Source organism: Streptomyces sp. NPDC046335 (genome assembly GCF_055587985.1).
Window position 1 is genome coordinate 85654 of sequence record NZ_JBVJFF010000018.1, and the last position, 12969, is coordinate 98622.

General features: G+C 70.8%; 9 protein-coding genes. 3 read left to right on the plus strand and 6 right to left on the minus strand.

Annotation, left to right across the window (positions count from 1 at the left end):
- Positions 1-179: 179 nt before the first annotated feature.
- Positions 180-1697 (plus strand): M1 family metallopeptidase, encoded by a 1518-nt coding sequence (locus tag ACZ6JY_RS35535; RefSeq protein WP_469202939.1) that lies wholly within the window; start codon positions 180-182, stop codon positions 1695-1697.
- 96 nt (positions 1698-1793) lie between these two features.
- On the opposite strand, the gene ACZ6JY_RS35540 is transcribed toward ACZ6JY_RS35535, so the two are convergent.
- Positions 1794-3251: an amino acid permease gene (locus tag ACZ6JY_RS35540; protein WP_469202769.1), complete on the minus strand. Its 1458-nt coding sequence runs from the start codon at positions 3249-3251 to the stop codon at positions 1794-1796.
- Between the two features lie 161 nt (positions 3252-3412).
- Positions 3413-5218, minus strand: coding sequence for an AMP-dependent synthetase/ligase (locus ACZ6JY_RS35545; RefSeq protein WP_469202771.1), 1806 nt, complete (start codon positions 5216-5218; stop codon positions 3413-3415).
- A gap of 156 nt (positions 5219-5374) precedes the next feature.
- Here ACZ6JY_RS35545 and ACZ6JY_RS35550 point away from each other — a divergent pair, with 156 nt between their 5' ends.
- Positions 5375-6142 carry a MerR family transcriptional regulator gene (locus ACZ6JY_RS35550; RefSeq protein WP_469202773.1) on the plus strand — a complete coding sequence of 256 codons (768 nt, stop codon included), beginning with the start codon at positions 5375-5377 and terminating at the stop codon, positions 6140-6142.
- A 28-nt stretch (positions 6143-6170) separates the two neighbouring features.
- On the opposite strand, the gene ACZ6JY_RS35555 is transcribed toward ACZ6JY_RS35550, so the two are convergent.
- The 4 genes from ACZ6JY_RS35555 to ACZ6JY_RS35570 all read right to left on the minus strand — a co-directional run bounded on the left by ACZ6JY_RS35555 (position 6171) and on the right by ACZ6JY_RS35570 (position 12100).
- The gene (locus ACZ6JY_RS35555) at positions 6171-8354 is read right to left on the minus strand and encodes a 3-hydroxyacyl-CoA dehydrogenase NAD-binding domain-containing protein (RefSeq protein WP_469202775.1); all 2184 of its coding nucleotides are present in this window, start codon (positions 8352-8354) and stop codon (positions 6171-6173) included.
- Positions 8355-8491: 137 nt separating this feature from the next.
- Positions 8492-9706 (minus strand): acetyl-CoA C-acetyltransferase, encoded by a 1215-nt coding sequence (locus ACZ6JY_RS35560; protein WP_469202778.1) that lies wholly within the window; start codon positions 9704-9706, stop codon positions 8492-8494.
- A gap of 94 nt (positions 9707-9800) precedes the next feature.
- Entirely contained in the window at positions 9801-10943 is a 1143-nt protein-coding gene (locus tag ACZ6JY_RS35565) for an acyl-CoA dehydrogenase family protein (protein WP_469202780.1), read from the minus strand.
- Entirely contained in the window at positions 10940-12100 is a 1161-nt protein-coding gene (locus ACZ6JY_RS35570; RefSeq protein WP_469202782.1) for a CaiB/BaiF CoA transferase family protein, read from the minus strand. The genes ACZ6JY_RS35565 and ACZ6JY_RS35570 overlap by 4 nt, the downstream gene beginning before the upstream one ends.
- 369 nt (positions 12101-12469) lie before the next feature.
- Between ACZ6JY_RS35570 and ACZ6JY_RS35575 the strand changes: the two genes are divergently transcribed.
- Positions 12470-12919 (plus strand): 2-thiouracil desulfurase family protein, encoded by a 450-nt coding sequence (locus ACZ6JY_RS35575; RefSeq protein ID WP_469202784.1) that lies wholly within the window; start codon positions 12470-12472, stop codon positions 12917-12919.
- The last annotated feature ends 50 nt before the right edge of the window (positions 12920-12969 follow it).

The window sequence follows — 12969 nt, forward strand, 5'->3', positions numbered from 1 at the left end:
AGGCGCTCGGGACATTGAGGCACATGTCGGCCGAATGGCGATCGTGTGACAGCAGGGGCCATGGACATGACGCGTGCCGTAAGGGCTGAATAGGCTCGGCGACCAAGACATACAGGTCTTGTGCCTTCGTGACGTGCGACGACGACTACGACGACTACGACGACGACTTGGAGCTTGACGTGCACCGCAGACTCATCGTTCCCGGGGCGATCGCGGCCTCCCTGCTGCTGGCGATCCCGGCATCGGCCGCGGACTTCACCCCCGGAGCACCGGGCATCGGCGACCCCTACTACCCGGCGAGCGGCAACGGCGGATACGACGTGTCGCACTACGACCTGAGGCTGAAGTACCAGCCCGTCACCGACCTCCTGGAGGGCACGGCGACGATCAACGCCCGCACGACGCAGAACCTTTCGCGCTTCAACCTCGACTTCGGTCTCAAGGTCTCCGAGGTGCGGGTCAACGGCAAGAAGGCGAAGTTCACGAAGACCGGCGACCAGGAGCTGGAGATCACGCCGTCCGCGGGGCTGCCCAAGGGCACGGCGGTCACGGTCGTCGTGCGGTACGCGGGCAAGCCGTCCGAGCTGAAGATCAACGGGTACAACGCATGGCACCGGACGCCGGACGGCGGTGTCGCCGCGCAGGAGCCGGAGGCCGCCGTGTGGTGGTTCCCCTCCAACGACCACCCGCTGGACAAGGCCACGTACGACGTGTCGGTCTCCGTGCCCGACGGCACGCAGGCGATCTCCAACGGTGTGCTCCAGTCGCAGAGCTCGAAGCTGGGCTGGACCCGCTACAACTGGCGGTCCAACAAGCCGCAGGCGAGCTACCTCACCACGCTCGCGGTCGGCAAGTTCGACATCACGACCGACAAGACCGAGAGCGGTCTGCCGGTCCTCAACGCCTACAGCAAGGACCTCGGCGACAACGCGGGCGCCGCGCGCGCCAGCATCGAGCGGAGCACCGAGGTCGCCGAGTGGCTGGAGACGGTCTTCGGCGAGTACCCCTTCAACGCGCTCGGCGGCTACGTCCCGAACGTGAAGAGCAGCTACGCCCTGGAGACCCAGACGCGGCCCTTCTACAGCCCCGCCGCGTTCAAGAACGGCTCCAACGCCTCGATCGTCGTCCATGAGCTGGCCCACCAGTGGTACGGGGACAGCGTCTCGGTGCACGGCTGGAAGGACATCTGGGTCAACGAGGGCTTCGCCCGCTACAGCCAGTGGCTGTGGTCGGAGAAGGAGGGCGAGGGCACCGCTCAGGAGCTCGCGGACTACGTGTACGCGCAGCACCCCGCCGACGACCCGTTCTGGACGGTGAAGCCGGGTGACCCGGGTGCGGACAACCAGTTCCACCTCGCGGTCTACGACCGGGGGGCGCTGGCCTTGCAGGCGCTGCGGAACGAGATCGGCGACGAGGCGTTCTTCGCGATACTGAAGGGCTGGCCGAAGGCGCACGCGTACGGCAACGCCAAGGTCGGCGACTTCGTGAAGTACGCCGAGAAGATCTCGGGCAAGCCGCTCGCCGGGCTCTTCGACACCTGGCTGTACCAGCCGTCGCGACCGGAGGCCCCCGCCGCGAAGGACGCCGGCCTGACCCGGTCGGCCACCGCCGACGCCCCCGTCGCCAAGCCGAAGTCATGGAAGCAGATCGCCGCCACGAACAGCATTCACGACCACGACCACGACCACCAGCACTGACACTCCACACCGCGCCGCCCGTCCACACCCACGGACGGACGGCGCGGTGGCGTCACCCCGGATGCATGTGATCTCCGACGTGACGCCACCGTGGGCCTACTTCAGGAGGGTCTTGGCCTCGCGGTCGGCCTTGCGGCGGATCGCGTACCAGCCCGCGACCAGGGCCGCCGCGACGATCGGGATGAGGAACAGCGTCTTGCGGCCGACCTCGGGGTCCTTCCACATCAGGCAGAGCACCGCCAGCAGGAAGACGATCGTGACGATCTCCGTGACCGGGCTGCCCGGCAGGCGGAACTTCGGGCGCTCGAAGGCGCCCTCCTTGGAGCGGCGGACGAACGCCAGGTGGCAGATCATGATGATCACCCAGGTGCTGATGATCCCGAGGGACGCCACGTTCAGGACGATCTCGAAGGCCTTGCTCGGCACGATGCTGTTCAGGCCGACGCCGAGGACGCCGACGCCCGCGGTGAGCAGGATGCCGCCGTAGGGCACCTGGCTCTTGTTCATCCTCGCGGTGAACTTGGGGGCCGAGCCCGACATCGCCATGGAGCGCAGGATGCGGCCCGTGGAGTACAGGCCCGAGTTCAGCGAGGACATGGCCGCGGTCAGGACGACGAGGTTCATCACGTCACCGGCCGCCGGCACGCCGATCTTGGACAGGACCGTCACGAAGGGGCTCTCGCCCGCCGAGTACACCGCTCCGGGGAGCAGCAGCGCGAGGAGGGCGACCGAGCCCACGTAGAACACGCCCACACGCCACATGATCGAGTTCACGGCACGCGGGACGATCTTCTGCGGGTCGGCGGTCTCGCCCGCCGCGACGCCGACCAGTTCGAGGGAGGCGTAGGCGAAGACGACGCCCTGCATCACGATCACGACGGGCATCATGCCGTTCGGCAGGAACCCGCCGTTGTCGGTGATGACGCTCAGACCCGGCGTCTCGCCACCGACCTTGTGCTGGCTGACCAGCAGGAAGATGCCGATCAGCATGAACGCGATGAGCGCCGCGACCTTGACGATCGAGAACCAGAACTCCATCTCTCCGAAGTACTTCACCGAGATGAGGTTGATGGCCAGGACCACCGCGAGGGCTATCAGCGCGAGCACCCACTGCGGGATGTCGGTGAAGAAGCTCCAGTAGTGCGTGTAGAGCGCGATCGCGGTGATGTCGGCGATGCCCGTGGTCGACCAGTTGAGGAAGTACATCCAGCCGGCGACGTAGGCGCCCTTCTCGCCGAGGAACTCACGCGCGTACGAAACGAACGAACCGGACGACGGACGGTAGATCACCATCTCGCCGAGAGCTCGGACGACGAAGAACGCGAAGATGCCGCACACGAGGTACGCGAGGGCGAGGGCGGGGCCCGCCGAGTGGAGGCGGCCGCCCGCCCCGAGGAAGAGTCCGGTGCCGATCGCGCCACCGATCGCGATCATGTTGACGTGACGGGCCTTGAGGTCCTTGCTGTAACCGGCGTCGCCCGCGTCCGCGGGGGCCTGGTCCACATCCGTGGGGGATGCGTCCAGGGCGGCCGAATCTACGGCTTCCTTGCTCACGTGGGGGATCTACTCTCTGGTGCCCGGAAGAAATCCCGGGGTCCGGAATGTGCTCCGGCCCACGACACCCCTGACGCGCGCGGACCGACGGAACACCTTCCCCCAGAGATCGCCGACCACGCGGTGGCGCACGTCACATAGCGGAACTTCTCACATGCTGATCAAGGGCTGTACAGACCATCGATGACCTGCTCGTACTTGGCGCGGATCACCCGGCGGCGCAGCTTCAGGGAGGGTGTCAGCTCCCCCGTGGCGGGGCCCCACTCCTCGGCGAGGAGGCGGTGGCGCTTGACCTGCTCGGTGCGGTTCAGGCGGGCGTTGGCGGCCTCGACGGCCCGTGCGACCTCCTCCCGTACGGCCGGGTGGGAGACCAGGTCGCCCTCGATGCCGCGCGCGGCGGCCCAGGCGGGCGCCATCTCGGCGTCCAGGACCAGCAGGGCCACCAGGTAGGAGCGGCCGTCGCCGTGCACCAGGGCCTGGCCGATGAGCGGGTGCTCCTTGAGCGCGTTCTCGACGAGGGCGGGCGAGACGTTCTTGCCCGTCGAGGTCACGATCATCTCCTTCTTGCGGTCAGTGAGCCAGACGTAGCCGTCCGTGTCGATGCGGCCGATGTCGCCGGTGGCGAACCAGCCGTCCGGGTCGCAGGCGCCGTCGACACCGCCGTCGGGCCGCAGATAGCCGTCGAAGACCGTCGCCCCGCGTACGAGGAGCTCCCCGTCCTCGGCGGTGCGCACCTCCACGCCCTCGATGGGGCGGCCCACCGAACCGAGGCGGAAGGCTCCGGGGCCGTTCGTCGTGACGACCCCCGCGGTCTCGGTCAGCCCCCACGCGTCCATGATCACCAGGCCGAATCCGGCCCAGAAGCGGGACACCTCCGGCGGCATGGGCGCCGAGGCGCTCGCGGTCCACACGAGCCGGTCGAACCCGGCGAGCGCGAGCAGCGGGTCGAGCACCCGCTCCTTGGCCTCGGCGTAGGCGGCCCGCAGCTCCGCGGGCGGCTCCTCGCCGCGCTCGCGGCAGGCGACGTGCGCGCGGGCGGTGTCGCCCGCCGCCTCGACGGCGCGGCGCCGCTCCTCGGGCAGCGCGGCGAGGGCGGCCCGCACGGACGCGGCGAGCTTCTCCCACACGCGCGGGACGCCGAAGAACTGGAAGGGGTGCAGTTCGCGCGCGGTGGCCGCCACCTGGGACGGGTCCGCGCACAGGTAGACGTGCGCGGCCCGCAGGACCGGCAGGTAGATGCCGAGCAGCCGCTCGGCGATGTGCGCGAAGGGCAGGTAGCAGATGTGCCCGACGTGGTCGGGGAAGTCCACGACGCCGTCCAGGGCGATGCCGTTCAGGAGGATGTTGCGGTGGCTGAGCCTGACGCCCTTGGGGTCACCTGTGGTGCCCGAGGTGTAGACGACGGTGAGCGCGTCGTCCGGGCGGCTCTCGCGCCAGGCCTTCTCGAAGCCCTCGGGGTCGTACAGGCGGCTGCCCGTGGCGTGCAGGGAGCCGTACGTGCGGTGCTCCCCCGCCGCGGCGGCCTCCACGACCACCAGACGCCGCAGCGGGGCGGTGTCGTCGGCCAGGAGCGGCTCCCAGCGCGGCAGCTCACCGGCGCCCTCGACCACCGCGAAGCGGGCCCCGCTGTGCCGCACGATGTGGGCCACCTGCTCGGGGGCGGCGGTCCCGTACACGGTCACGGGGACGGCACCGAGGTGCACCAGGGCGAGGTCGCTGAGCCAGTGCTCGGGGCGGTTGCCCAGCATCATCAGGACGTGCTCGCCGCGCTCGACGCCCAGCGCCGCGTACCCGGCGGCCAGGACGGCGACCTTGCGCCGCACCTCGCGCCAGGTGAGCGTCGACCACTCCTCACCGGTACGCCAGGAGAGCGCGGGCAGCTCCCCGTGGTCCTCGGCGTTGCGGAGCAGCAGGGCGGGGAGCGTGATGCCGGCGGGGTCGCCCGGAAGTCGCAGGATCGTGGTCATGACCGCCTCCTGGTGCCGTCGATGGGCCGGAGGGTTTCACAACACTGGTGTGCCAGCAATACTGTTGCACCGCATTGACGCACGATGCGGGGGCCGCATCGACGCACGACGCGGGGAGACGTCCCCCGAGCCGAACCGGGGAGGGATGGCGCCGCCATGACGACCGACACCGACACCGAGGGCGTCGCGACCGAGGCCGGCGAGCCGACCCTCACGGTCGACGAGCTGGCCGCGCGCGCGGGCGTCACGGTCCGCACGATCCGCTTCTACAGCACCAAGGGCCTGCTGCCGCCGCCGGTCATCGGCCCGCGCCGCGTCGGCCACTACGGCCAGGACCACCTGTCGCGGCTCGCGCTCATCGAGGAGCTCCAGCACCAGGGCATGACGCTCGCCGCGATCGAGCGGTACGTGGAGCAGCTCCCCGCCGACGTGAGCGCGCACGACCTGGCCATCCACCGCGCCCTTGTGGCGTCCTGGGCGCCCGACTCCGCCGAGGACGTCCCGCGCGCCGAGCTGGAGCGCAGGGCGGGGCGCGCGCTCGGCGACGAGGACCTGGGGCGGCTCGCGGCGATGGGCGTGGTCGCCGGGACGGGGACGCCGGGGACGTACCGCGTGGACGTGGGGCTGCTCCGGCTCGGGGTGCGGCTCCTTGACGTGCCGATCGCGCACGAGACGATCCTCGCCGCCCGCTCGGTGCTGATGGAGCACACGCGGTCGGCGGCGCACGAGCTGTCCCGCCTCTTCCGCGACGAGGTGTGGGACTCCCGCCGCGAGGGCGGCCCTGACCCCGAGCACGACCCGGAGCACGTCGCCGCGATGCGGTCCCTCTCGGCCCATATGCAGCCGATGGTGGTGCAGGCGCTGGTGACCGCCTTCCAGCGCTCGCTCAAGGAGGAGCTGCGGGAGTGGCTCAAGGAGGCCTGAACCACTCCCGCACCTGGTTCGCGCGGGATCAGGCGTCGCTGAACCGCTCGCCGTTCTCCGCCTTGTGGACCAGCAGCGCGGGCGGCGTGAACCGCTCTCCGTAGCGCTCGGCGAGCGCGCGTGCGCGTGCCACGAAGCCGGGCAGGCCGCCCTCGTAGCCGTTGATGTACTGGAGCACGCCGCCCGTCCAGCCGGGGAAGCCGATGCCGAGGATGGAGCCGATGTTGGCGTCGGCGACCGACGTCAGCACGCCCTCCTCCAGGAGGCGCACGGTGTCGAGCGCCTCGGAGAAGAGCATCCGCTCCTGCATGTCCTCGAACGGGATCCGGTGCCCGGGCACGGTGAAGTGCTCGCGCAGGCCGGGCCAGAGGCGCTCGCGCCTGCCGTCCACGTACTCGTAGAAGCCCGCTCCCCCGCTCCTGCCGGGGCGCTCGAACTCGTCCACCATGCGGTCGATCACGGCGTCCGAGGGGTGGGCCGCCCAGGTGCCGCCCGCCTCCTCGACGGCCCGCCGCGTCTCGTCGCGGATCTTGCGGGGCAGCGTGAGGGTCAGCTCGTCCATGAGGGAGAGGACCTTCGCCGGATATCCGGCCTGGGCCGCGGCCTGCTCGACGGAGGCCGGTTCGATGCCCTCGCCGACCATCGCGACGCCTTCGTTGATGAAGTGCCCGATGACGCGGGAGGTGAAGAAGCCGCGGGAGTCGTTGACCACGATCGGCGTCTTGTTGATCTGGCGCACCAGGTCGAAGGCGCGGGCCAGCGTCTCGTCGCCGGTCCGCTCGCCCTTGATGATCTCCACGAGCGGCATCTTGTCGACGGGCGAGAAGAAGTGCAGGCCAATGAAGTCGACCGGCCTGGTGACGCCCTCCGCCAGCGTGGTGATGGGCAGGGTGGAGGTGTTGGAGCAGAGCAGGGCGTCCGGCTCGACGACGTCCTGGATCTCCTGGAACACCTTGTGCTTGAGCGCGGTGTCCTCGAAGACCGCCTCGATCACCGCGTCGCACCCGGCGAGCGCCCGCGGGTCCGCGGTGGGCGTGATGCGGGCGAGCAGCGCGTCGGCCTTCTCCCGCGTCGTACGGCCCCGCTGGACGGCCTTGTCGCAGAGCTTCTCGGAGTAGCCCTTGCCCTTGGCCGCGGCCTCGGCGGAGACGTCCTTGAGGACGACCTCGATGCCCGCGCGGGCACACGAGTACGCGATGCCCGCGCCCATCATGCCCGCGCCGAGCACGGCGACCTTGCGCACGGTCCTGGCCTCGACGCCCTTGGGCCGGTTGGCGCCGGAGTTGACGGCCTGGAGGTCGAAGAAGAACGCCTGGATCATGTTCTTCGCGACCTGGCCCGTGACCAGCTCGGTGAAGTACCTGGCCTCGATGGTCAGCGCCGTCTCGAAGTCGACCTGGGAGCCCTCGACGGCCGCCGCGAGGATGTTGCGCGGCGCCGGGTAGTTGGCGCCCGCGGTCTGCTTCTTGAGGTTGGCGGGGAACGCGGGCAGGTTCGCCGCGAACTTCGGGTGGGCCGGCGTGCCGCCGGGGATGCGGTAGCCGGGCTTGTCCCAGGGCTGCTGCGACTCGGGGTTGGCGTCGATGAAGGCGCGGGCCTTGTCGAGCATCTCCTCGGGGGTGGCGGCCACTTCGTGGACCAGGCCGTTCTCCAGGGCGCGCGCGGGGTTGTACTGGGTGCCCTGGAGCAGCACCTTCAGGAGCGCGTCCGTGATGCCCATGAGGCGTACGGTGCGGGTGACGCCGCCGCCCGCGGGCAGCAGGCCGAGTGTGACCTCGGGCAGGCCGATCTTGGAGCCGGGGGCGTCCAGGGCCACGCGGTGGTGGGAGGCGAGGGCGATCTCGTAGCCGCCGCCGAGGGCCGCGCCGTTGATGGCGGCGACGACGGGCTTGCCCAGGGTCTCGATGCGGCGCAGCGAGTTCTTGATGGCGGTGCCCGTCTCGAACGCCTGCCGCGCGTTCTCCGGGCCGACCTTGATCATGTCCTTGAGGTCGCCGCCCGCGAAGAAGGTCTTCTTGGCGGAGGTGTAGATGAATCCGCGGATGGCGTCCTTGTCGGCCTGGACGGCGGCCTCCGCGCGGTCCGCGATCGCCGCGATGGAGTCCTTGAACGCCCGGTTCATGGTGTTCGCGGACTGGTTGGGGTCATCGAGGACGAGCGTGACGACGCCGGTGTCGTCCTGTTCCCAGCGGATGGTGGTGCTTGCGGTCATGATTCTTTTCTCCGTGAGGTCCGATGAGGGGGGCGGGGCCCGGGTGGGTGGTTGCGGTGTCGTTGCCGACTGACCGCCGGTGGGGGCTTGTCGCGCAGTTCCCCGCGCCCCTGAGGCACGCGGCTGCGCCGCGGCCCCTACAGCCGCTCGACGATCGTGGCGATACCCATGCCGCCCCCCACGCACAGCGTGGCGAGCCCGTACCGGAGGTCCCTGCGCTCCAGTTCATCGACCAGCGTGCCGAGGATCATCGCCCCGGTGGCGCCCAGGGGATGCCCCAACGCGATCGCGCCGCCGTTGACGTTGACCTTGTCCAGGGACAGGCCCATGTCCTTGACGAAGCGCAGGACGACGGCCGCGAAGGCCTCGTTGATCTCGACGAGGTCGATGTCGTCGATGGTGAGTCCGGCCTTGGAGAGCGCCTTGCGGGTCGCGGGCGCGGGCCCGGTCAGCATGATCAGCGGCTCGGAGCCGGAGACGGCCGCGGAGACGATCCGCGCGCGCGGGGCGAGGCCGTAGCGCTCGCCGACCTCCTTGGTGCCGACGGCGACCAGCGAGGCTCCGTCGACGATGCCGGAGGAGTTGCCCGCGTGGTGGACGTGGTCGATCTGTTCGATCCAGTGGTACTTCTGCAGCGCGACCGCGTCGAAGCCGCCCAGGTCGCCGATGTCCTTGAAGGAGGGCTTCAGCCTGGCCAGGGAGTCGGCGGTGGTGCCGGGGCGCAGGTGCTCGTCGTGGTCGAGGACCACGAGGCCGTTGCGGTCCTTGACCGGGACGACGGACTTCGCGAAGCGGCCTTCCTTCCAGGCCGTGGCGGCGCGCTCCTGCGAGAGCGCGGCGTACTCGTCGACGTCACGCCGCGAGAAGCCCTCGACGGTGGCGATCAGGTCGGCGCCGATGCCCTGGGGCGCGAAGTTCGTCTCGTAGTTGGTCATGGGGTCGGCGAACCAGGCGCCGCCGTCGGAGGCCATCGGCACCCGCGACATCGACTCGACGCCGCCCGCGAGCACCAGGTCCTCCCAGCCCGAGCGGACCTTCATCGCGGCGAGGTTGACCGCTTCCAGGCCCGAGGCGCAGAAGCGGTTCTCCTGGACGCCGGCGACGGTGTCGGGGAGACCGGCGGCGATGGCGGCGATCCGCGCGATGTCGGAGCCCTGGTCGCCGACGGGGCCCACCACGCCGAGGACGATGTCGTCGATGGCGGCCGGGTCGAGGCCGGGGAAGCGGGCGCGGATCTCGTGGATCAGGCCGACGACGAGGTCGATCGGCTTGGTGCCGTGCAGGGCGCCACTGGCCTTGCCGCGTCCGCGCGGGGTGCGGATCGCGTCGTATACGTACGCTTCGGTGGTCACGCGTTGAGCCTTTCGCGGGGTCTTCGGGAGGGTGAGGTGTCCGGGGAGGTGAGTGTCCGGGAGGGTGAGGTGTCCGGGAGCGTGAGCGTGCGGGTCAGCCGAGGAGGGAGCGGCCGATGATCTCCTTCATGATCTCGGTCGTGCCGCCGTAGATGGTCTGGATACGGCCGTCCGTGAAGGCCTTGGCCACCCGGTACTCCGCCATGTAGCCATAGCCTCCGTGCAGTTGCAGGCACCGGTCGGCGACACGCTTCTGGAGTTCGGTGGCCCACCACTTGGCCATGGAGGCGTGGACGGCGTCGAGCTCCCCGTCCGAGTGGTCGACGATGCACCGGTCGAGGAACGTACGGGTGACGGCGCACTCGGTGGCCATCTCCGCGATCTCGAAGCGGATGTGCTGGAGCCTGGCAAGCGGCCGCCCGAAGGCCTCGCGCTCCTTCACGTACGCCGTGGTGATCTCCAGGAGGTGCTCGGCGGCGGCGATCCCCGCGACGGCGATGCCCATGCGCTCCTGGGCGAGGTTCGTCATCAGGTGGACGAAGGCGCCGTTGAGCTCGCCGAGCAGGTTCTCCTTGGGCACGCGTACGTCGTCGAAGAACAGCTCGGCGGTGTCCTGGGACTTCTGGCCGATCTTGTCGAGGTTGCGGCCCCGCTCGAAGCCCGCCATGCCGCGCTCGACCACCAGCAGCGACAGGCCGTGCGCGCCGCCCTCGGGGGACGTCTTGGCGACGACGACGACGAGGTCGGCGAGGATGCCGTTGGAAATGAACGTCTTGGAGCCGTTGAGCACCCAGTGGTCGCCCCGGTCCTCGGCGGCGGTACGGATGGCCTGGAGGTCGGAGCCCGCGCCCGGCTCGGTCATCGCGATGGCCGTGATGATCTCGCCGGAGCAGAAGCCGGGCAGCCAGCGCCGCTTCTGCTCCTCGGTGGCGAGCGAGGTGAGGTAGGGGCCGATGATGTCGTTGTGCAGGCCGACCGCGAGCCCGGCGGCGCCCGCGCGCGTGAACTCCTCGGCGAGGACCGCGGAGTAGCGGAAGTCGGTGTTCCCGCCGCCTCCGTACTCCTCGGGGACGGCGAGCCCGAGCAGCCCCTGCCTGCCGGCCGCGAGCCATGCCTCGCGGGAGACGATGCCGTCCTTCTCCCACTGTTCGTAGTGCGGCAGCACCTCCTTGGTGAGGAAGGTGCGGACGGTCTCGCGGAACGCGTCGTGCTCGGCGGAGAAGAGCTGCCGTTTCATCGGTACGTGGCCTCCTGGTCGTCCGGCGGGCAGGGCGCGAGCCCCGGCACGTCCCAGTCCCTGGCCACCGCCGCGGTGTCGGCGCCGGGCTGTGCCGGGCCGCTGCGGACCTCGGTGGGGGTGCGGGAGAAGCGGGGTGCCGGGGCGGGCTGGGTGATGCCGCCGTGGTCGGTGAAAGTGGAGCGGGCGGCGAGGTGCGGGTGCGCGGGCGCCTCGCGCAGCGAGAGCACGGGGGCGACGCAGGCGTCGGAGTCCTCGAAGAGGGCCGTCCACTCGTCGCGCGTGCGCTCCTTGAAGCGGGCGGCGACGGCGTCGCGCAGCTCGCCCCAGCGGCCGAGGTCCTTGCGGGCGGAAGCGACCTCTCCGAGGCCGAGGAGCGCGGCGAACTCGTCGTAGAAGCGCTGCTCCAGGGGGCCGACGGCCATGTGGCCGCCGTCGGACGTCTCGTAGGTGCCGTAGAAGGGGCAGCCGCCGTCCAGGAGGTTGGCGCCGCGGCGGTCCTGCCAGCCGCCGGCCGCCAGCATGCCGTGGATCATCGCGGAGAGGTGGGCGGTGCCGTCGACGATCGCGGCGTCCACGACCTGGCCCTCGCCGTGCACGCGCGCGTGGTGGAGCGCGGCGAGGGCGCCCACGACGAGGTAGAGCGCGCCGCCCGCGTAGTCGCCGACGAGGTTGGCGGGGACGGCGGGCGGCTCCCCCGGGTTGCCGATCATGCCGAGGGTGCCGGTGATCGCGATGTACGCGATGTCGTGCCCTGCGCGCTCGGCGAGCGGCCCCTCCTGGCCCCAGCCGGTCATCCGGGCGTAGACGAGGGCGGGGTTGCGCGCGTGACAGGGCCCGGGGCCGACGCCGAGGCGCTCGGCGACGCCCGGCCGGTAGCCCTCGATGAGGACGTCGGCGCGTGCCACGAGATCGAGGACGCGGGCGGCGCCGTCGGCCGTCTTCAGGTCGAGGATCACCGAGCGCTTGTTGCGGTTGGTGACGTCATACTCCGGGTTGATGGCGAGGCCGCTGCCGCCCGGCCTGTCGACGCGTACGACGTCGGCCCCGAGATCGGCCAGGAGCATGGCCGCGAAGGGGCCCGGTCCGATGCCCGCGAGCTCCACCACGCGCACTCCGGCGAGCGGGCCGAGAACACGCTTGCCTGGTCCTGCCATTGAGCCCCCAGCGCTATGACACAAGTGATGTAACACCAGTGATGCTAAGAACGTGTTCCACTGCGCACAAGCCCTTGGCGAGCAAGCGCTTAGCCAATTCGGGCCGCCGGGCGCGTCGGGGCAGGTGGCGCCTTGGGTCTGTCGTTTGGATCAGGTCGGCTGTAGGGGCGGTGCTTTAGAGCCTGGCCGGAGCGGGGCCTGGTGCGTGCAGCTGCAAGGCGGAGGAGGGCGACAACGCGATGGGGGTGCCCCCTGCTCGAGCGGAGCCGAGAGCTTGGGGGAGTTGGCAACCGACGACAACGCGGCAGATGTGCGTGCCAGACCCCGCGACGCCGAGATGATCCAAACGACAGGCCCTAGCCTGGGCGCATGGATCCGATACTGGTCAGCGCCTGTCTGCGAGGCGTTCCGTGCCGCTATGACGGCCGTGCCAAGGCCTCGCCCGAGCTCGACGCGGCGTTGACGGGCCGTGAGGTCGTGTCGTTCTGCCCGGAGGCCGCGGGCGGCCTGCCGACGCCGCGCCGCCCCGCCGAACTGACCGGCGGCGACGGGCACGGTGTCCTGGACGGCACGGCACGGGTGGTCGAGGACACCGGGCGCGACGTGACGGCCGAGTTCGTGGCCGGCGCGCACCGCGCGCTGGCGGCGGCGCGGCACGCCGGGTGCACTCAGGCGCTGCTGATGCCGCGCAGCCCCTCGTGCGGGCGTGGGGCGGTGTACGACGGCTCGTTCGCCGGAGACCTGGTGGCGGGCGACGGCGTGACCGCGGCGCTCTTCGAACGGAACGGCATCACCGTACGGGTGGCGCCGGGCGCGTGACCGACGCGGGAACGGGCACGCCGGCCGGCGTGGGCTAGCCTCGGCCACTC